Source organism: Streptomyces sp. NPDC056580 (assembly GCF_042793175.1).
Classification (GTDB): Bacteria; Actinomycetota; Actinomycetes; order Streptomycetales; family Streptomycetaceae; genus Streptomyces.
Genome location: NZ_JBHTVE010000012.1, coordinates 245,366 through 263,753, shown reverse-complemented (window position 1 = coordinate 263,753; position 18,388 = coordinate 245,366). Strand labels below are relative to the sequence as shown.

The window sequence follows — 18,388 nt, the reverse complement described above, 5'->3', positions numbered from 1 at the left end:
CTGGGGGGCCGGTGGTCGTTGCGGGCCCTCCGTCCACGGTCACGGCGCCGGGTGCGGACCGGTTCAAGTCGGCCTGCCCCTTTCGGAGATCAGATCGGCGGGATAGCTTCGGCCTGCACCACCCGTCATGTACGCGCCCGGGCACCACCTGTGTCTCGGGCGGTTCCGTATCCGGATGATGTGGAGATCCCATGGTTCATTCGCGCTCCAGACGCCGCCTGGCGCTCGCCGTGCCGGTCGTGCTGTCACTGACCGCCTCGCTCGGTTTCCTGCCGACGGCGGCCTCGGCGTCGACCGAGGCGGCCACCACGGCACGGGCGGCGGACGGCCCGGCCCTGGCGTACGTGGTCAACACCAGGACGGACCACCGCACGATCGAGTCGGTGGAGCGGGCGGTCTCCCGCAACGGCGGCACCGTCGTGGCGAGTTACGACCGGATCGGGGTGATCGTCGCGCACTCCGCGCAGGCGGACTTCGGCGCGCGGATGCGCGCGGTGCGCGGCGTGGAGTCCGCGGGCGCCACCCGTACCGCCCCGCTGAGCGCGGCGGGCACGACGGACGAGGGCGCGGTCCAGGTCCTGTCGAAGGCGGAGGCCGCGAAGGTGGCCCGGGGCGCGGCGGCGGGCGAGGAACCCCTCGAGGCCGACCAGTGGGACCTGCGGTCGATCGGCGCCGACAAGGCCGCGGCGATCAACCCGGGCAGCAGGAACGTGACCGTCGGCGTGATCGACACCGGCGTGGACGACACCCACCCGGACATCGCCCCGAACTTCTCCGCGTCGCAGTCGGCGAACTGCGTGAGCGGCAAGGCCGACACGACGTACGGCGCCTGGCGGCCGGCGGACGCCGACCACTACCACGGCACGCACGTCGCGGGCGAGATAGCCGCGGCCCGCAACGGCATAGGCGTGGCCGGCGTGGCGCCCGGGGTGAAGGTGGCCAGCATCACGGTGGCCCAGCCGGACTCGACCTCGCTGTTCTACCCGGAGAGCGTGGTCTGCGCCTTCGTGTTCGCGGCGGACCACGGCATCGAGATCACCAACAACAGCTACTACGTCGACCCTTGGCTGTACAACTGCATGGACGACCCCGATCAGCGGGCCATCGTCGACGCGGTCAACCGCGCCCAGCTGTACGCACAGCGCAAGGGCACGCTCAACGTTGCCTCGGCGGGCAACTCCAACGACGACCTCGACTCCGACGCGATCGTGGACGACTCCAGCCCGGACGACTCGACCGCCACCACCCGCACGGTCGACCCGCACAAGTGCTTCGACATCCCGACCCAGCTGCCGGGCGTGGTCACCGTGAGCGCGGTGGGCGTCAAGGGCGCAAAGTCGTACTACTCCAGCTACGGCAAGGGCGTGGTCGACGTGGCGGGGCCGGGCGGCGACCGGTACCAGATCCCTGACACGCCGTCGAAGAACGGCCGCATCCTGTCCACGCTGCCGAACAACCAGTACGGCTTCCTGCAGGGCACGTCGATGGCGTCGCCGCACGTGGCCGCCGTGGCCGCGCTGCTGAAGTCGGCGCACCCGCACGCCACTCCGGCCCAGTTGCAGGCGCTGCTCAAGGCCCAGGCGGACAACCCTGGCTGCCCGGCCGGACCCTACGACGGGGACGGTGACGGGGTCGTGGACGCGACCTGCGTCGGCGGCAAGCGCGTCAACGGGTTCTACGGGCACGGCGTCGTCAACGCGCTGCGCGCGGTGCGCTGACCGGTCCCGGAGCACGGGTGCCGCCGGAAGGCCTCCGGCGGCACCCGCCTGGCCGTACTCCGGGCCCACCCCCTCCATATTGATCCGGTCAATACTGCATAGTGCAGTCATGACGGATATCGAGTACGCCTGGACCGCGCTGGGCGGCGATCCCGCCCTCTTGTCGCGGGTGTCGGTCGTCGAGCGCGAGGGCGCCCTGGCTGCCCGGCTGCCGGTGCTGCGGCTGGCGCGCGCGTGCGTCGGCGTGTGCGCGCTGGCCGCCGCCGAGCTGGGCGCCCGGCGGGCCGGACTCGCCCGGGTGCCGCGGGCCGAAGTGGACGACGGCGCGGTCGCCGCCGCGTTCCACAGCGAGCGGCTGCTGCGGGTGGACGGCCGGGCGCCGGTCGCCTTCGCCCCGCTGTCCCGGTTCTGGCGGACCGCCGACGGTTGGGTGCGCACCCACGCCAACTACCCGCACCACCGCGTCCGGCTGCTCCGCGCGCTCGGCCTGCCCGAGGGCGCGGCGGTGGCAAGGGCGGAGGCGCGGATCGCCGAGCGGTCCGCCCTGGAGGTGGAGGACACGGTCCACCACGCCGACGGGCTCGCCGTGGCCCTGCGCACCCCGCGGGAGTGGGCGGCGCACGGTCAGGCCGCCGAGGTGGCCGCACGGCCACTGGTCGAACGCGAGCGGCTGGACGCCTCCCCCGCGCGCGTGCCGCGCCCGCTCGACCCGGGCGCGGCACGGCTGCTGCCCGCCGACGGGCTGCGCGTCGTGGACCTGACCCGGGTGCTGGCCGGACCGGTCGCCACCCGCACGCTGGCGCTGCTCGGCGCGGACGTACTGCGCCTCGACCACCCGCGGTCGCCCGAACTCCCCGACCTGCACGCCGACACGGGCTTCGGCAAGCGTTCGGCCACCCTCGACCTCACCACCGGCCGGGACGCCCTCGAGGAGCTGCTGGCCGCGGCGGACGTCGTGGTCACCGGCTACCGGCCCGGCGCCCTCGACCGGTTCGGGCTCTCCCCCGAGGCGCTGGCCGAGCGGCACCCCGGGCTGGTGGTGGCGCAGGTGTCGGCGTGGGGCGCGTACGGGCCCTGGGCGGGGCGGCGCGGCTTCGACAGCCTGGTGCAGGCAGCGGCCGGCATCGCGGTCACCGAGGGCTCGGCGGGGTGGCCCGGCGCGCTGCCCGCGCAGGCGCTGGACCACGGCACCGGGTACCTGCTGGCGGCCGGCGTGCTGCGGGCGCTGACCGAGCAGTCGTACGACGGGGGCGGCCGGCTGGTCCGGACGGCGCTCGCCCGTACCGCGCACTGGCTCACGGAGGGGATCCCGCCCGGCCCCGCCGCGGGCGGCGGCCCCGCGTACGAGGGCCCGGACGCCTGGCTGGCCGAGACCGCCGGCCCGCTCGGACGGCTGAGGCACGCCCTGCCGCCGGTGTCCTTCACCGGCGGCCCGGCCGGCTGGACGCGGCCCCCGGCGCCCTGGGGTGCGGGCCCGGCACGCTGGGAGTGAGCAGGCGGGCGGCCCGGACCGCGCACGCCCCGGCACGGCGCGGCGCCGGTCGTCCTCCCGGACTTGCCCGCTTCCGCGCCGGCTGGCGAGGATCACGGGGTGACCCTGATACGACGGACCGCCGGGGCGGCCGGCGCCGCGCACCGGACGGGCGCCGGGCCGGGCCGTGGCCGTGCTGGTCCTCGTGGCCCTGGCGGCACTGATCCCGCTGCTCGGGCCGTCCGCCGCGCTGCACGGCACCGGGGAGGCCGCCCGCGCCCGGCGCGGGCGGCATCGCGCTGCTGCGCGGGGTGCTGTTCGCCGCCCTGTGCGTCCCGCTCGGCGAGCAGTTCGTGCTCCGGCTGGTCCGGCGGCTGCCCGGCGCCCCCGCCGGACGACCGCGGAGCTGGGCGCGGGCCGCGAACGCCGCCGGCCTCCTCGCCGCGCTGGCGCCGGCCGCGGTGGTCTCGGCCGGCAACCTGGTCCCGCACGGCCTCGGCCAGATCGACGCCGGCGGCCTGTACGACTCCCGCGACGGCAGGCTGGCGCTGCTGGAGGTCAACGGCTTCCTGCTGGCGGGGCTGTGCACGGCGGCCCGCCGGCCGGCGGTCCAGGTGTGGCCGCTGGCCGCGGTGGTGGTCGCGGAGGCGCTGCGCGCGCACCCCACGGCCGCGCAGAGCCCGCTGGCCGGCTCAGGTCTGACGCTGATTCACCTGACCTGCGCGTCGCTGTGGGCGGGCGGGCTGCTGCACGCGCTGCGGCTCCTGCGCCGGTGGCGCGGCGAAGCGGCCGGCCCGCTGCTGCTGGGGCGCTACGCGCGCGTGGCGGCCGTGCTGCTCGCGGCCCTCACCGCCACAGGCGTGTGGAGCTCGCTGCGCCGCATGCCGGCGGCCACGGTGCTGGACCAGCTCACGACGACGGCGTACGGCCGCGCCCTGCTGGCCAAAGCGGTCCTGGTAGCCGTCGTCGCCGGGCTCGCCCTGTGGGCGCGGACCCGGCTGAGCCGCGCCGCCGACCCGCTGACCGCGTACGCCCCGGCGCGGGCCGAGGTGATCGCACTGGGCGCGGTCGTCGTGGTCTCGGGCCTGCTGACGGCTCTGCCGCTGCCGATCCGCTGGTCCTGGCCACTGGTCCTGGCCGCTGCCCATCCGTTGGTCCTGGCCACTGGTCCTGGCCACTGGTCCTGGCCACTGGTCCTGGCCACTGGTCCTGGCCGTCTCCCGGCCGGGCCCCGGCCGGGCCCCGGCCGGGAGACGTGGCCAGGTGCTAGCCGTTGGTGACGAGCACCTTGAGGGCGGTGCGCTCGTCCATCGCCTTGTAGCCGTCCGGGACGCCCTCGATGCCGACGGTCAGGTCGAACACCGGTGAGGGGTCGACGGTGCCGTCGAGGACGTCGGGCAGCAGTTCGGGGATGTAGGCGCGGACCGGCGCGACACCGCCGCGCAGGGCGATGTTCCGGTCGAACATGACGCCGAGGTCCAGGCCGGTGCCGCTGCCGTGCGGCACGCCCACGAAACCGATGGCGCCGCCGTCGCGGGTGATGTTCACGGCCGTCCGCATCGACTGCTCGGTGCCGACCGCCTCGACGACGGCGTGCGCGCCCTGGCCGCGGGTCAGCTCGCGGACGGCCTCGACCGCCGCGTCCCCCCGCTCGGCGACGACGTCGGTGGCGCCGAAGCGGCGGGCGATGCCGGTGCGGACCTCGTGCCGGCCCAGCGCGATGATCCGCTCGGCGCCGAGCCGCCTGGCGGCCAGCACGGCGCACAGGCCCACGGCGCCGTCGCCGACCACGGCGACCGTGGCGCCCGGGCGGGCGCCCGCGCCGAGGGCCGCGTGGTGGCCGGTGCCCAGCACGTCGGAGAGGGTCAGCAGGGCGGACAGCAGGTGGTCGTCGGAGGCGGCGTCCTTGGGCAGCCGGACGAGGGTGCCGTCGGCGAACGGCACGCGCACGGCCTCGCCCTGGCCGCCGTCGTAGCCGACGGAGCCCCAGAAGCCGCCGTGCTCGCAGGAGGTCGTCAGGCCCTCGCGGCAGTAGTCGCAGACGCCGTCGGACCACATGAAGGGGGCGACCACCAGGTCGCCGCGCCGGACGGCGGACACCTCGGAGCCGGTCTCCTCGACGACGCCGAGGAACTCGTGCCCGATGCGCTGTCCCGGCTGCCGGGCCGCCTCACCCCGGTAGGCCCACAGGTCGCTGCCGCAGATGCAGGCGCGCAGCACCCGCACCACGGCGTCGGTGGGCAACTGCACCACGGGCTCGGGGACGTCCTCCACGCGCATGTCGTACGGGGCGTGGATGGTGGTGGCGCGCATGGCGAGGGTCCTTCTCGTGCGGGGACGTGCGATGCGCCCGGGGGGTTGGTCGGGCGCACCTCACCGTACGTCCTGGTGGCGGTGGGCCGCGCGGGCGGGGCCCGGCACGCTCTCCGGCCTGCTACACCCCCGCCGCGCCCAGCAGCGTGCCGGCCAGGTACGTCACCCCCATCGCGAGGGCGCCGCCCACCGCGTTGCGCAGCACCGCGCGGCCGGGCGCGGCGGCGCCGAGCCGGGCGCTGGTCCAGCCGGTGAGCACGAGCGCGGCCAGCACGGAGAGCACGGTGACCGGGAGCCGCAGGCCGACCGGCGGCAGGACGATCGCCAGCAGCGGCAGCAGCGCGCCGACCGTGAAGGCCAGGAAGCTCGCCCAGGCCGCGTGCCAGGGGTTGGTGAGTTCGTCCGGGTCGATGCCCAGCTCCACGCGCGCATGCGCCCTCAGCGCGTCCCGCTCGGTGAGCTGCTCGGCGGCCTCCCGGGCGATCTCCCGCGACAGGCCGCGCTCCTCGAGCAGCTGGGTCAGCTCCTCCAGTTCCGCGGCCGGCTGCTCGCGCAGCTCCCGCCGCTCCTGGGCCAGCGCGGCCTTCTCCGAGTCCCGCTGGGTGGACACCGACACGTACTCCCCGGCCGCCATGGACATGGAACCGGCGAGCAGGCCGGCCAGGCCCGCGGTGAGCAGGGCGGCGCGGGAGTCGGTCGCACCGGCCACGCCGACGACCAGTCCCGCCGTGGACACGATGCCGTCGTTCGCGCCGAGGACGGCCGCCCGCAGCCAGTTCAGCCGGGAGCCCAGCGCGCCGTGCGTCTCGTCATGGGTTGGTTCCGTCACAGCACGGAGAATCGCACAGTCGCGCCCACGCCCGGCGCCCGGACCGGGGCCGGCCGCGGGCGCCGGTGTACTCCGCCGCCTGCGCGCCGAGTTCGGGCACGGCCACGGGAACTTCCGTCCGTGCCGCGCGCGTTCGCGCACGCACGCCTGTGCGGCCGCCGAGCGGGGTGACGGGCCGGGGGCGCCGCCGCCGGACCTGGGGGACGGCGCTGTCGGTGGTGGCCCGTATCCTCAGTGACCATGCTCGAAGACCGTGCGACCGCAGTGTCCTCCGCCACCCGGTGGCCGGCCGCGTATCCGAAGGGATACGCGGTCGTTGACGTGGAGACCACCGGGCTGGCCCGCGACGACCGGATCATCTCCGCGGCCGTCTACCGGCTGGACGCGCGCGGCGAGGTCGAGGACCACTGGTACACGCTGGTCAACCCGGAGCGCGATCCGGGGCCGGTGTGGATACACGGTCTGACGAGCGAGGTGCTCGAGGGGGCGCCGCTGTTCGGGGAGGTGGCGGAGGAGTTCGCGGCCCGTCTCGACGGCCGGGTGCTCGTCGCGCACAACGCGGTCTTCGACTGGCAGATGATCGCCCGCGAGTACGCGCGCGCGCGACGCGAGGCGCCGGTGCGGCAGCGGCTGTGCACCATCGCGCTGTCGAAGGAGCTGGGGCTGCCGCTGCCCAACTTCAAGCTGGAGTCGCTGGCCGCGCACTTCGGGGTGGTCCAGCAGCGGGCGCACCACGCGCTGGACGACGCGCGCGTGCTCGCCGAGGCGTTCCGGCCCAGCCTGCTGGCCGCGGCGGCGGGCGGCGTACGGCTTCCGCTGCTGGAGTGCCGGCCGCTGACCGAGTGGTCGGACACGCCCCGGATCGGCCGGCAGGCGAGCGGCGGCTACGGCGGCTCGCGCCAGGGCAGTTGGCGCCCGTCCCGGAAGCGGCCCGCCTGCCCCTACCCCAACCCCGGGCGCTACGAAGCGGGCAAACGCCTCAAACAGGGCATGCGGGTGGCCTTTTCGGGGGACACCTCCACCGAGCGCGAGCTGCTGGAGGACCGCGCGACCGAGGCGGGACTGCACGTGGCGACCAGCCTGTCCCGGCTGACCAGCCTGCTGGTCAGCAACGACCCCGACTCGGGCACCTCGAAGGTGGTCAAGGCGCGGCAGTTCGGGACGCCGGTGGTCGACGAAGCCGCGTTCGGGCAACTGCTGCGGGACGTGGAGCCCGCCGACTGGTGACCGCACGGACGGGTGACCGTACGGACGGGTGATTGACGGGCGACTCGCCCCGCGCCCGCTCGCCCGGGGGTCGGCCACGGCTCACGCTGTGCCCCATGGCGACATGTGAGGTATGCGGCAACAACTACGGAATGACCTTCGAAGTGCACGCGCAGGGCGCCGTGCACGTGTTCGACTGCTTCTCCTGTGCGATCCATCGCATGGCCCCGATCTGCGAGCACTGCCGGGTGCAGATCATCGGGCAGGGCGTGGAGGTGGAGGGGCACTGGTTCTGCGGCGCCCACTGCGCCCGGGCGGAGGGGAAGACGGGGGTGGTGGACCGGGTGTGACCCGGTACCCGACCGAATGCACCCCACGGCCCGGATGTACCGTCGTGGGGTGCACCGCTACCGCTTCCTGCTGACCCGCCAGTGGGTGATCCTCACCATCATCGCGATCGCGCTGATCCCGACGATGATAAAGCTGGGCTTCTGGCAGAAGCACCGGTACGAGGAGCGCACCGCGCGCAACGACCTGGTCTCGCGGGCCCTGCACGCCGAGCCGGTCCCCGTGGAACGGCTCACCTCCCCCGGCCACTCGGTGACCCGCACCGAGAAGTACCGCACGGTCACCGCGACCGGCACCTTCGACCCCTCCCGCGAGGTGGTGGTCCGGCGCCGGACCAACGCCGACGGCGAGGTCGGCTTCCACGTCCTGACCCCGTTCGTGCTCACCGACGGCCGGGTGCTGCTGGTCAACCGGGGCTGGGTCCCGGCGAACGGCGTGCAGACCGACTTCCCCGAGGTGCCCGCGCCGCCCGCCGGCCGGCTCACCCTCACCGGGCGGCTGAAGGCCGACGAGACGACCTCGGCGAGCGGCATCAAGAACGTCAAGGGCCTGCCGGACCGGCAGATCATGCTGATCAACAGCGCCGAGGAGGCGCGGCGGCTCGGCGCGAAGGTGCTCGGCGGCTACGTCGAGCAGACGGCGCCCGGGGCCAGGGGCGGCAGCCCGGAGCAGATCTCCGACCCGGGCAGCGAGGACGCCCCGCTGAACTACGCGTACATGATCCAGTGGTGGCTGTTCGCGGCCGGCGTCCCGGTGGGCTGGTGGTTCCTGGTCCGGCGCGAGATCCGGGACCGGGACGAGGCGGCCGCCGAGACGGCCCCCGAGAAGAGCGAACCGGCCACCGTGTGACGGCCCCGGCCGGCAGGTGACCGCCCGGGCCCCGGTGCGCCGGTCACTCCCCCGGCGCACCGCCTGGTTGGCCCCGGGGGCCCCCGGGAAACCGCATGCTGTGAACGAGCGCATCGAGGACTACGCCGTCATCGGGGACGAGCAGACCGCGGCCCTGGTCGGCCGGGACGGCTCGATCGACTGGCTGTGCCTGCCCCGCTTCGACTCCGGCGCCTGCTTCGCAAGGCTCCTGGGCGACGAGGACAACGGCCACTGGCGGATCGTGCCGAAGGGCGCCGACACCTGCACCCGCCGCGCCTACCGGCCCGACACGCTGGTCCTCGACACCGAGTGGGACACCGCCGAGGGCACCGTGCGGGTGACCGACCTGATGCCGCAGCGCGACCGCGCGCCCGACGTCGTACGCATCGTGGAGGGCGTCAGCGGGCGGGTCACCGTCTGCAGCGAGCTGCGCCTGCGCTTCGACTACGGCTCGATCGTCCCGTGGATGCGCCGCTCCGACGGCCACCGGGTGGCCGTCGCCGGGCCGGACTCGGTGTGGCTGCGCGCCGAGCCCCATGTGCGCACGTGGGGCGAGGACTTCTGCACCCACTCCGAGTTCACCCTCGCCGAGGGCGAGCGGGTCGCGTTCGTGCTGACCTGGCATCCCTCGCACGAGCCGCGTCCCGCGCTGGTCGACCCCTACGCGGCGCTGAGCGCCAGCGTGCGGGACTGGCGGCGCTGGACGGCCCGCTGCCGCTACACCGGGCCGCACCGGGACGCCGTCGTCCGGTCCCTGATCACCCTCAAGGCGCTCACCTACGCCCCGACCGGCGGGATCGTCGCCGCGGCCACCACCTCCCTCCCGGAGGAACCGGGCGGTGTGCGCAACTGGGACTACCGGTTCTGCTGGCTGCGCGACTCCACCCTCACGCTGGGCGCCCTGCTCGCCGCCGGCTACCACGGCGAGGCCGAGGCCTGGCGCGACTGGCTGCTGCGGGCGGTGGCCGGCGATCCGGCCGACCTGCAGATCATGTACGGCGTGGCGGGCGAACGGCGGCTGCCGGAGTGGGAGCTGCCCTGGCTGCCCGGCTTCGCCGACTCGGCGCCGGTGCGGGTCGGCAACGGGGCCGTCGACCAGCTCCAGCTCGACGTGTACGGCGAGGTCATGGACTCGCTGTTCCTGGCCCGCGCCTCCGGCCTGTCCCCCAAGCCGCACATGTGGTCGCTGCAGTGCGAGCTGATGACGTTCCTGCGCTCGGCGTGGCGGCAGCCCGACGAGGGCCTGTGGGAGGTGCGCGGCGGCCGGCGGCACTTCGTGCACTCCAAGGTGATGGTGTGGGTCGCCGCCGACCGGGCGGTCCGGACCCTGGAGCGGTACCCGGAGCTGCCCGGCGACATGGACGGCTGGCGGGCGATGCGCGACGAGGTGCACCGCGAGGTGTGCGAGAAGGGGTACGACCCCGGCCGCAACACCTTCACCCAGTACTACGGCTCGCGCGAACTGGACGCCTCGCTGCTGCTGATCCCCTACTACGGCTTCCTGCCACCCGACGACCCGCGGGTGATCGGCACGGTGGACGCGATCCGGGACGACCTGGAGCACGGCGGGCTGGTGCGCCGTTACGACACCGACGCGGTCGGCGTCGACGGCATGCCGGGCGGCGAGGGCGCCTTCCTCGCCTGCTCCTTCTGGCTCGCGCAGGCCCTGCACATGACGGGCCGCACGGCGCAGGCCCGGGAGCTGTTCGAGCAGCTGGTCGGCCTCGTCAACGACGTGGGGCTGCTCGCGGAGGAGTACGACCACGAGCTGGGCCGTCAGCTCGGCAACTTCCCGCAGGCGTTCAGCCACATCGCGCTGGTGAACACCGCCCTCGCCCTGTTCGGCGGCGAGGGGGCAGGATAGGTGTCATGGATCTTGGACTGAAGGACCGGGTGTACGTCGTCACCGGCGCGACGCGGGGGCTGGGCAACGCCGCCGCGCGGGCGCTGATCGCCGAGGGGGCGAAGGTGGTCGTCACCGGCCGCGACGAGAAGCGGGTCGCCGACGCGGCGGCCGAACTGGGCCCGAACGCGGTGGGCGTGGCCGTCGGCAACGCCGACCCGGAGGCCGCCGAGCGGCTGATCACGGCCGCCCGGGAGCACTTCGGCGGCTTCCACGGCGTGCTGGTCAGCGTCGGCGGCCCGGCGCCGGGGTTCGTCTCCGACAACACCGACGAGCAGTGGCGGGACGCCTTCGAGTCGGTGTTCCTCGGCGCGGTGCGGTTCGCCCGCACGGCGGGGGCCGAGCTGGAGCCGGGCGGTGTCATCGGCTTCGTGCTGTCCGGCTCGGTGTACGAGCCCATCCCGGGGCTGACCATCTCCAACGGGCTGCGGCCGGGGCTCGCCGGGTTCGCGAAGTCGGTCGCCGACGAGCTGGGGCCGCGGGGCGTCCGGGTCGTGGGTCTGCTGCCGGGCCGCATCGACACGGACCGGGTGCGCGAGCTGGACTCGCTGTCGGCCGATCCGGAGGCGACCCGGGCGGCGAGCGAGTCCCGGATCCCGCTGCGCCGCTACGGGGCGCCGGAGGAGTTCGGCAGGGTCGCGGCGTTCCTGCTGTCCCCGGCGGCCTCCTACCTCACCGGGATCATGGTGCCGGTGGACGGCGGCATGCGGCACGGCTTCTGAGGTCCGCGCGAGTCGGCGGTCAGGGACCCGTTCCCAGGCGCGAGTCGGCGGTCAGGTGACCCGTTCGGCGCGGTGCCTGACCGCCCGCAGCCGCACCTCCGCCGGGAGCGAGGCCAGGCCCGCCGACTCACGCGCGCGGGTCAGGGGCCCGGCGGTGAACTCGCTCAGCGCCGCGGCCGGATCGGCGGCCGGCTCCAGACGCAGCCCGGCCCTGGCCGCGGGCCTCGTGCGGCGGCCGGTCAGCACGGCCTCGGCGTGGGCGACGCCCGGCTGCCGGGCCGCGTCCTCGGTGAGCGCCGACGCCAGGGCCGGTCCGCGCAGCAGGGCGCCCTCGCCGTCCCCGGTGTCGACCAGGACCTCGGCCGGGCGGCGCCGGCGCAGGTTCGCGGCGAGCCACCACAGGGCGAGCAGGACGAGGACGGCCAGGCCCCCGATGACCGCCGGCCACCACCAGCCGGCGTCCCGCCACCGGGTGCGCTCGGCGGCGCTGAGCAGGACGTCGTGCGGGCCGGCGTGCAGCCAGCGGCGCGGCGTCCGGACGCCGAGGCCCACGGCGAGCACCGAGCCGCCCACGGCGAGCAGCAGGAGCCCCAGGAGACAGAGCAGTACGCGGTTCACCCGTCCGGTGCGCACCGTCGTCACCCCTTCCGTCCTGGCCGCCGGACGGAGACCGACAGCGTCGGCGGCCGGCTCAGCCCGAGCCCGCCGACCGCGTCGCCGAGCACGGTGTCCAGGTCTGCCCGCACGTCCTCCAGCTCGCGGAAGTGGGCGAGCGCCCGGACGCGGGCCCGGCGGCGGCGCATCCGCACCCGCGCCGCGCGGACGCCTGAGACCGTGAGGGCGCGGTCGCGCAGCACCAGGGCGGCCGCGTCGCGGCGCAGGCCGGCGCGGACGTCGGCGTGCGGACGCCGCATCGGCAGCAGGGCGCGCAGGCCGGGGGTCAGGGCGAGCACCACCAGCCAGAGGCCGAGGGCGGCGGCCACGCCCGCGCCGGTCAGCACCCACACGTCGTCCAGGGGACGCTCGGCGAGCTGCCGGGCCAGTACGCGGCGCCAGTGCATCGCGGGGTGGTGGACGCGTACGGCGACCACGTCGTACAGCAGGACGCCCGCGCCGGCCAGCAGGAGCAGGGCGACGACACACGCGGGGACACGGCGCGGCGACCAGAAGCGGCCGCTGCCCCGGTCGAGCAGGGGCGGTGGGCCGCCGGCGGCCTCGTCGGGGCCGGGCACGGGCGGTCGCCGGGTTTCCTCGGGCGGGTGGGGCCCGGTCATCGGGCCCTCCCGTGCAGGGTGCCGGGCCGCGGCGCCAGATGCAGCCGCTCGACCCGTACGGCGACCTCCAGCACCTCCATGCTCGCCAGCTCGCCCACCCGCTCGGTCACCCGCCTGCGCACGGCGGCGCAGCGGGAGCCGATGTCGGCTGGGTGGGCGAGTTCGACCTGCACGCGGACGCGGGCCCTGCCGACGGGGCTTCCCACCCCGGAGCCGGCCCGGGGGTGGGAGTGGACGACCACCGCGGCGTGCGGGGCGGCGGCGCCCGCGGGCAACGGGCCGACCGCCTCGCGGGCGGCCCGCGAGGCGATCTTCGCCACGACCCGGTCCGCGATCCACAAGGCACCGCGTTCACCGGCCGGCACCGGGGTCAGCGGCGGGCGTGCCGTGCCGGTCTCGGTGCTCAAGGCGGTCATCTCCGCCGCTCGCGCCGGACGCCACGGCCCCGGAAGAGGTCTCCGGGCTCCAGGTCGCCCTCCAGATACCGGCCGGCGACGAACCCGACGGCGCCCAGCGCCGCCACCAGCAGGAAGGCCCCGAAGCCGCCGAAGTACCCGGCGAATCCCAGCGCCATTCCGGCGATCATGCCGACCATGGCCATGCTCATGCAGCACTCCTTCAGTCCGTCGGCGGGGCGGTCCCGGGGGCGCGGCCCCGGGCGGCCGGGGCGTCACTGGATGCGGGGCGGCTCGGGCTCCTCCTCCGCTTCGTCGGGCAGCTTGACGTCGCTCACCGCGATGTTGACCTCGACCACCTCGAGTCCGGCCATCCGCTCGACGGCGTCGACCACGTTCTCCCGCACCGAGCGGGCGACGTCGGAGATGGACACGCCGTACTCCACGACGATCTCCAGGTCCAGCGCGGCCTGCACCTCGCCGACCTCCGCCTTCACTCCCCGGGTCACGGACTTCGAGCCGCCCGGCACCCGGTCGCGCACCGCGCCGAAGGTCCGGGCCAGTCCGCTGCCCAGGGCGTACACGCCGAACACGTCGCGGGCGGCCATCCCGGCGATCTTCTCCACGACACCGTCGGAAATGGTGGTCCGCCCCCGGGTCGCCGGGTCTCCGCCACCGCGCCGGGTGGGCTTGCGGGTCGTGCGCTGTGGCTCGTTGTCACCGTCTGGGGTCGTCGTCATCTCGGTCATCGCCGCACGTCCCTTTCGGTCGTCGTTCTCCGACCACCGTAAGCAAGGTTGCGCGATTGCGCGCCGTGGATGCGGCAGGCTGGAGGAATGACGGCAGAAGACCGGTGGACACGGGTGGCGGGGCAGCGGCCGGGCCTGGGCAGACTGCTGCCGCTCGGCGGCCCGCGCGACGGCGCGTGGATCGTCCAGCGGGCGGTCGAGGCGGTGCTGGCGCGTGCCGCGGGCGCCGTGCGGGGGGTGCGCCTCGGCACGGTGCGGATCACGCTCGCCGATCCGGACGACGTCCACGACCCCGTCGTACCGCGGCCGCCCGGTGCGCTGCCCGCGGGTGGCCTGCGGATCGCGGCGGACTTCGCGGCCCCGGCCGCCGAGCCGCTGCCGGCGACGGCGTCCCGCCTGCGGCTGGCCCTGCTGACGGCGGCGACGGACGTCCTGGGCCTGGTGGTGACGGAGGTGGACCTGCGGGTGACGGATCTGCTGGAGGCGGCGGACGGGCCGGGCACGCCGGTGGACGCCCCGCGGCCGCCGGCCGCCCGGAAGCCCGCGGACGGCGACGAGGCCCGCGCGGCGGCGGCCGCGCTGTCCGTCCCCGGGGTCACCCGGCTGACCGGGTCGCTCGGCGGTCTCGGCCGGGCCGTCCACATCGAGCGGCTCGCCGGGGACGCCACGCTGCCGCACCGGCACGTCCGGGTGGAACTGGCGACTGACGGCACCCACCAGGCCCTGGAGGTGGCCCGGCGGGTCCGCGAGGCGGTGCGGGACGCGCTGGACGATCACCCGACGGTGGCCGTCCTGATCACCGGCGTGACCTGACCGGCAGCACCCGGGCCGCCGCACCACCACGTCCACGTCCACGTCCACGTCCACGTCCCGCCTGCGCCGGCCCGGGGATCACCGGGCGTAGAGGTGGCCCCGGCAGGTCCGCGAGGCGGTACGGGACGCGCTGGACGATCACCCGACGGTGGCCGCACTGATCACCGGCGTGAACGGACCGGCGGCACGCATCGCACCGCGCGCCGGGGGCTCACTCGCCGACACCGGCCAGGTCCCGCAGCCGCCGGGCCTGGGCGGCCCGCTCGGCGGCCCGCTGGGTGTCGTAGTCCCGTTCCGGGACGCCCCGCAGCAGCGCCTTGGTCTCCACCACCGCGTCGCGCGGGGCGGCCAGCAACGCCGCGGCCAGGTCCCGTGCCGCGCCGTCGAGTTCGGCCGCGGGCACCGCGAGGTTGGCCAGCCCGGAGGCCACCGCCTCGGCGGCTCCGACGAACCGGCCCGTCGCGCAGATCTCCAGCGCACGGGCGTACCCGACCAGCCCGACCAGCGGATGCGTGCCGGTCAGGTCGGGAACGAGGCCGAGCGAGGTCTCGCGCATGGCGAACTGCACGTCGTCCGCGACGACCCGCAGGTCGCAGGCGAGCGCGAGCTGGAACCCGGCACCGATGGCATGCCCCTGGACGGCGGCGACGGACACGATGTCGTTGCGTCGCCACCAGGTGAACGCCTCCTGGTATTCGGCGATGGTCGCGTCGAGCCCGGCGTCGTCACGACGCGCGAGTTCGATGAAGGTCGGCTCGCCCGGGATACCGTCCGGCGTGAACATCCTGCGGTCCAGCCCGGCGGAGAAGGACTGGCCCTCGCCGCGCAGCACCACGACGCGGACGGAGCCCGGCAGCAGCCGGCCGGCCTCGGTGAGCGCCCGCCACATGGCGGGGCTCTGCGCGTTGCGCTTGGCCGGATTGGCCAGCGTCACCGTGGCGAGCGCGTCGTCGACGGTGAGCCGTACGCCGTCCTTGTCGAGTACTGGAGCGAGGTCCTGGTCGGGCGAAGCCATGGGGCGCCTCCGATGGGTGCGGTCATCACGCATTGCCGTACGGCATGCTAAGTGACTGCACAGTAACCACCCGGCCGTTCAGACCGCCGGCCGGGTGGCCACCATCGAAGCCGATGGGCCGCCCGGAGTCAGGACGTCGCGGCCTTCTTGCCCCGGGTCGCTCCGCCACGCCCACGGAGCGTGACGCCCGACTCGCTGAGCATCCGGTGTACGAAGCCATACGAGCGGCCGGTCTCCTCGGCCAGCGCCCGGATGCTCGCACCGGAGTCGTACTTCTTCTTCAGGTCTGCCGCGAGCTTGTCGCGCGCGGCGCCGGTCACCCGGCTGCCCTTCTTCAGAGTCTCGGCCACCCGTGCCTCCTCATGGGAAGTGCGCTCTGGTCTCCTCATGATCACCCCTCCGGGGCGGGATGGCCACCCATTCGGCAAGGTCCGTGAGACATCGCCGTGACGACAGGAGCGCATCCCCACATACGGAATCCCGGATTCCATGATCTCGGGGACACACGGCCGAACGGGTGGTTCCGCGAACTGCCAGGTCAGGGACGCGAGGCGGCCGATCCCTTGGTACTGGGGGGATCGGCCGCGAAATCGGTGTACGACACACGTCGGTACGAGGAGATCTCACACAGATGATGGATCACGGCTCGGCCGAATGATCCATACGCCGTGGATCAGGCTTTCGATCAAGCCAGGGCGACGAGATCGGCGTAGCCGGAGCCCCACAGGTCCTCGACCCCGTCCGGCAGCAGGATGATCCGCTCCGGCTGCAGCGCCTCGACCGCGCCCTCGTCGTGGGTGACCAGGACGACCGCGCCCTTGTAGGTGCGCAGGGCGCCGAGGATCTCCTCGCGGCTGGCCGGGTCCAGGTTGTTGGTCGGCTCGTCCAGCAGCAGGACGTTGGCGGAGGAGACGACCAGCGTGGCGAGGGCGAGGCGGGTCTTCTCGCCGCCGGAGAGCACCCCGGCCGGCTTGTCGACGTCGTCGCCGGAGAACAGGAAGGAGCCGAGCACCTTGCGGACCTCGACCAGGTCCATGTCGGGCGCCGCCGAGCGCATGTTCTCCAGGACCGTGCGCTCGGGGTCCAGGGTCTCGTGCTCCTGGGCGTAGTAGCCGAGCTTGAGGCCGTGGCCGGGGACGACCTCGCCGGTGTCGGGCTGCTCGACGCCGCCGAGGAGGCGCAGCAGCGTGGTCTTGCCGGCGCCGTTGAGACCGAGGATGACGACCCGGGAGCCCTTGTCGATGGCCAGGTCGACGTCGGTGAAGATCTCCAGTGAGCCGTACGACTTGGACAGGCCCTCAGCCATCAGCGGGGTCTTGCCGCAGGGTGCGGGCTCCGGGAAGCGGAGCTTGGCGACCTTGTCGGACTGCCGGACGGCCTCCAGTCCGGAGAGCAGCTTGTCGGCGCGGCGGGCCATGTTCTGCGCGGCGACCGTCTTGGTGGCCTTGGCGCGCATCTTGTCGGCCTGCGAGTGCAGGGCGGCGGCCTTCTTCTCGGCGTTGGCGCGCTCGCGCTTGCGGCGCTTCTCATCGGCCTCGCGCTGCTGCTGGTAGAGCTTCCAGCCCATGTTGTAGACGTCGATCTGCGCGCGGTTGGCGTCCAGGTAGAACACCTTGTTGACGACCGTCTCGACCAGGTCGACGTCGTGGGAGATCACGATGAAGCCGCCGCGGTAGGTCTTCAGGTAGTCGCGCAGCCAGATGATCGAGTCGGCGTCCAGGTGGTTGGTCGGCTCGTCCAGCAGCAGGGTGTCCGCGTCGGAGAACAGGATGCGGGCCAGCTCGATGCGCCGGCGCTGACCGCCGGAGAGCGTGTGGAGCGGCTGGCCGAGGACCCGGTCGGGCAGGTTGAGCGCCGCGGCGATGGTGGCGGCCTCCGCCTCGGCCGCGTAGCCGCCCTTGGTGAGGAACTCGGTCTCCTGGCGTTCGTACTGCTTGAGCGCCTTCTCCCGGGTGGCGCCCTGGCCGTTGGCGATGCGCTGCTCGTTCTCGCGCATCTTGCGCAGCAGCACGTCGAGGCCGCGCGCGGAGAGGATGCGGTCGCGGGCGAGGACGTCGAGGTCGCCGGTGCGGGGGTCCTGCGGGAGGTAGCCGACCTCGCCGGAACGGGCGATCTGGCCGCCGGCCGGGATGCCCTCTCCGGCCAGGCACTTGGTGAGGGTGGTCTTTCCCGCGCCGTTGCGGCCTACGAGGCCGATGCGGTCGCCCTTGGCGACACGGAAGGTGGCGTTCTCGATGAGGACGCGCGCACCGGCGCGCAGCTCGATACCGGAAGCGGAGATCACGGACAGACTCCAGGGCGTACTGGGGATTGGCGGTGGGCGGCTGAGGACGTTCCCGCCGTCTAATGCGCGAGGAGAATGGCCATGGGCCAAGTCTAACGGGACCGTGCAAGCGGTTTTCCTGGGTCCGTCCCCCGCGCCCGCCGGTGGACGTCGGCGGCGGGGCGGTGAGACTCGGGACGGCGGGGGCGTGGGCCGGCGCGCGTGGCAGTGATCGGCGTGGCGGGGACGGGCGGACGGCCGGGCGTCGTCCCGGCGGTGCCGTACACGGACGCGAAGGCGGCGATCAGGCAGCTCACCGAGGCCTTCGGCCTCACCGCGCGGTCGGTGCACGAGACGGCGGACTGCATGGTGACGCACCGCGGGCCGGTCCGGGGCGAGAGCGCGGCGACGGTCGGCTCCGGGGGCCGCGGCACTCTCTTCGACACGGCCGTGCGGGGTGCGGGACCCGCGGGGGTGTACGTCGTCGTGGACGACCCGG

18 protein-coding genes and 1 pseudogene are annotated in these 18,388 nt (G+C 74.6%); 9 read left to right on the top strand and 10 right to left on the bottom strand.

The genetic code is table 11. From position 1 onward, the window contains the following. The first annotated feature begins 191 nt into the window (after positions 1-191). The 3 genes and pseudogenes from ACFQ9Z_RS27015 to ACFQ9Z_RS27005 all read left to right on the top strand — a co-directional run. The gene (locus ACFQ9Z_RS27015) at positions 192-1,718 is read left to right on the top strand and encodes a S8 family serine peptidase (protein WP_383023780.1); all 1,527 of its coding nucleotides are present in this window, start codon (positions 192-194) and stop codon (positions 1,716-1,718) included. 109 nt (positions 1,719-1,827) lie between these two features. Next, positions 1,828-3,210: a CoA transferase gene (locus ACFQ9Z_RS27010; protein ID WP_383023777.1), complete on the top strand. Its 1,383-nt coding sequence runs from the start codon at positions 1,828-1,830 to the stop codon at positions 3,208-3,210. A gap of 99 nt (positions 3,211-3,309) precedes the next feature. Further along, a pseudogene (locus ACFQ9Z_RS27005) lies at positions 3,310-4,307 on the top strand (CopD family protein); the annotation flags it as partial. 148 nt (positions 4,308-4,455) lie between these two features. Here the strand turns inward: ACFQ9Z_RS27005 and ACFQ9Z_RS27000 are convergent. Next, complete coding sequence (locus tag ACFQ9Z_RS27000; protein WP_383023773.1) at positions 4,456-5,502, bottom strand: zinc-dependent alcohol dehydrogenase family protein; 1,047 nt, start codon at positions 5,500-5,502, stop codon at positions 4,456-4,458. Between the two features lie 121 nt (positions 5,503-5,623). After that, the gene (locus ACFQ9Z_RS26995) at positions 5,624-6,331 is read right to left on the bottom strand and encodes a VIT family protein (RefSeq protein ID WP_383023770.1); all 708 of its coding nucleotides are present in this window, start codon (positions 6,329-6,331) and stop codon (positions 5,624-5,626) included. A 240-nt stretch (positions 6,332-6,571) separates the two neighbouring features. Here ACFQ9Z_RS26995 and ACFQ9Z_RS26990 point away from each other — a divergent pair, with 240 nt between their 5' ends. The 5 genes from ACFQ9Z_RS26990 (at position 6,572) to ACFQ9Z_RS26970 (ending at position 11,380) form a co-directional block, all read left to right on the top strand. Continuing rightward, positions 6,572-7,558, top strand: coding sequence for a DEDDh family exonuclease (locus tag ACFQ9Z_RS26990; protein WP_383023767.1), 987 nt, complete (start codon positions 6,572-6,574; stop codon positions 7,556-7,558). A 95-nt stretch (positions 7,559-7,653) separates the two neighbouring features. Next, positions 7,654-7,887 carry a hypothetical protein gene (locus tag ACFQ9Z_RS26985; RefSeq protein WP_143637825.1) on the top strand — a complete coding sequence of 78 codons (234 nt, stop codon included), beginning with the start codon at positions 7,654-7,656 and terminating at the stop codon, positions 7,885-7,887. Between the two features lie 16 nt (positions 7,888-7,903). Continuing rightward, positions 7,904-8,734, top strand: a complete 831-nt coding sequence (locus ACFQ9Z_RS26980) for an SURF1 family protein (RefSeq protein ID WP_383023764.1) — start codon at positions 7,904-7,906, stop codon at positions 8,732-8,734. 100 nt (positions 8,735-8,834) lie between these two features. Then, positions 8,835-10,619, top strand: coding sequence for a glycoside hydrolase family 15 protein (locus tag ACFQ9Z_RS26975; protein ID WP_383023760.1), 1,785 nt, complete (start codon positions 8,835-8,837; stop codon positions 10,617-10,619). Between the two features lie 5 nt (positions 10,620-10,624). After that, positions 10,625-11,380 (top strand): SDR family oxidoreductase, encoded by a 756-nt coding sequence (locus ACFQ9Z_RS26970; protein ID WP_383023757.1) that lies wholly within the window; start codon positions 10,625-10,627, stop codon positions 11,378-11,380. A gap of 51 nt (positions 11,381-11,431) precedes the next feature. Here ACFQ9Z_RS26970 and amaP read toward each other — a convergent pair whose 3' ends face one another. The 5 genes from amaP to ACFQ9Z_RS26945 all read right to left on the bottom strand — a co-directional run bounded on the left by amaP (position 11,432) and on the right by ACFQ9Z_RS26945 (position 13,798). Then, positions 11,432-12,022 (bottom strand): alkaline shock response membrane anchor protein AmaP, encoded by a 591-nt coding sequence (gene amaP, locus ACFQ9Z_RS26965; RefSeq protein ID WP_383023754.1) that lies wholly within the window; start codon positions 12,020-12,022, stop codon positions 11,432-11,434. Further along, positions 12,019-12,654, bottom strand: coding sequence for a DUF6286 domain-containing protein (locus tag ACFQ9Z_RS26960; RefSeq protein WP_383023750.1), 636 nt, complete (start codon positions 12,652-12,654; stop codon positions 12,019-12,021). The genes amaP and ACFQ9Z_RS26960 overlap by 4 nt, the downstream gene beginning before the upstream one ends. Then, positions 12,651-13,070, bottom strand: coding sequence for an Asp23/Gls24 family envelope stress response protein (locus ACFQ9Z_RS26955; RefSeq protein WP_383023747.1), 420 nt, complete (start codon positions 13,068-13,070; stop codon positions 12,651-12,653). Before ACFQ9Z_RS26955 ends, ACFQ9Z_RS26960 begins: the two co-directional genes overlap by 4 nt. Beyond that, a complete protein-coding gene (locus ACFQ9Z_RS26950; protein WP_143637811.1) occupies positions 13,067-13,261 on the bottom strand; it encodes a hypothetical protein in 195 nt (64 codons plus the stop codon). The genes ACFQ9Z_RS26955 and ACFQ9Z_RS26950 overlap by 4 nt, the downstream gene beginning before the upstream one ends. 63 nt (positions 13,262-13,324) lie before the next feature. Beyond that, positions 13,325-13,798, bottom strand: a complete 474-nt coding sequence (locus ACFQ9Z_RS26945; RefSeq protein WP_383023742.1) for an Asp23/Gls24 family envelope stress response protein — start codon at positions 13,796-13,798, stop codon at positions 13,325-13,327. An 87-nt stretch (positions 13,799-13,885) separates the two neighbouring features. Between ACFQ9Z_RS26945 and ACFQ9Z_RS26940 the strand changes: the two genes are divergently transcribed. After that, positions 13,886-14,611, top strand: coding sequence for a nucleopolyhedrovirus P10 family protein (locus tag ACFQ9Z_RS26940; RefSeq protein ID WP_383023739.1), 726 nt, complete (start codon positions 13,886-13,888; stop codon positions 14,609-14,611). A gap of 211 nt (positions 14,612-14,822) precedes the next feature. Here the strand turns inward: ACFQ9Z_RS26940 and ACFQ9Z_RS26935 are convergent, their stop codons facing one another. The 3 genes from ACFQ9Z_RS26935 to ACFQ9Z_RS26925 all read right to left on the bottom strand — a co-directional run bounded on the left by ACFQ9Z_RS26935 (position 14,823) and on the right by ACFQ9Z_RS26925 (position 17,910). Continuing rightward, a complete protein-coding gene (locus ACFQ9Z_RS26935) occupies positions 14,823-15,626 on the bottom strand; it encodes an enoyl-CoA hydratase/isomerase family protein (RefSeq protein WP_383023736.1) in 804 nt (267 codons plus the stop codon). A gap of 128 nt (positions 15,627-15,754) precedes the next feature. After that, positions 15,755-15,976, bottom strand: coding sequence for a helix-turn-helix domain-containing protein (locus ACFQ9Z_RS26930; RefSeq protein ID WP_010355597.1), 222 nt, complete (start codon positions 15,974-15,976; stop codon positions 15,755-15,757). A 335-nt stretch (positions 15,977-16,311) separates the two neighbouring features. Further along, complete coding sequence (locus ACFQ9Z_RS26925) at positions 16,312-17,910, bottom strand: ABC-F family ATP-binding cassette domain-containing protein (protein WP_383023733.1); 1,599 nt, start codon at positions 17,908-17,910, stop codon at positions 16,312-16,314. Between the last annotated feature and the right edge of the window lie 478 nt (positions 17,911-18,388).

Excerpts from the sequence above, each read along its gene's own strand:
- ACFQ9Z_RS27015 (WP_383023780.1), top strand. The coding sequence starts at position 192 with ATGGTTCATTCGCGCTCCAGACGCCGCCTGGCGCTCGCCGTGCCGGTC.
- ACFQ9Z_RS27010 (WP_383023777.1), top strand. The coding sequence starts at position 1,828 with ATGACGGATATCGAGTACGCCTGGACCGCGCTGGGCGGCGATCCCGCC.
- ACFQ9Z_RS27000 (WP_383023773.1), bottom strand. The coding sequence starts at position 5,502 with ATGCGCGCCACCACCATCCACGCCCCGTACGACATGCGCGTGGAGGAC.
- ACFQ9Z_RS26990 (WP_383023767.1), top strand. The coding sequence starts at position 6,572 with ATGCTCGAAGACCGTGCGACCGCAGTGTCCTCCGCCACCCGGTGGCCG.
- ACFQ9Z_RS26985 (WP_143637825.1), top strand. The coding sequence starts at position 7,654 with ATGGCGACATGTGAGGTATGCGGCAACAACTACGGAATGACCTTCGAA.
- ACFQ9Z_RS26980 (WP_383023764.1), top strand. The coding sequence starts at position 7,904 with ATGCACCCCACGGCCCGGATGTACCGTCGTGGGGTGCACCGCTACCGC.
- ACFQ9Z_RS26970 (WP_383023757.1), top strand. The coding sequence starts at position 10,625 with ATGGATCTTGGACTGAAGGACCGGGTGTACGTCGTCACCGGCGCGACG.
- ACFQ9Z_RS26960 (WP_383023750.1), bottom strand. The coding sequence starts at position 12,654 with ATGACCGGGCCCCACCCGCCCGAGGAAACCCGGCGACCGCCCGTGCCC.
- ACFQ9Z_RS26955 (WP_383023747.1), bottom strand. The coding sequence starts at position 13,070 with ATGACCGCCTTGAGCACCGAGACCGGCACGGCACGCCCGCCGCTGACC.
- ACFQ9Z_RS26950 (WP_143637811.1), bottom strand. The coding sequence starts at position 13,261 with ATGAGCATGGCCATGGTCGGCATGATCGCCGGAATGGCGCTGGGATTC.
- ACFQ9Z_RS26945 (WP_383023742.1), bottom strand. The coding sequence starts at position 13,798 with ATGACCGAGATGACGACGACCCCAGACGGTGACAACGAGCCACAGCGC.
- ACFQ9Z_RS26940 (WP_383023739.1), top strand. The coding sequence starts at position 13,886 with ATGACGGCAGAAGACCGGTGGACACGGGTGGCGGGGCAGCGGCCGGGC.
- ACFQ9Z_RS26935 (WP_383023736.1), bottom strand. The coding sequence starts at position 15,626 with ATGGCTTCGCCCGACCAGGACCTCGCTCCAGTACTCGACAAGGACGGC.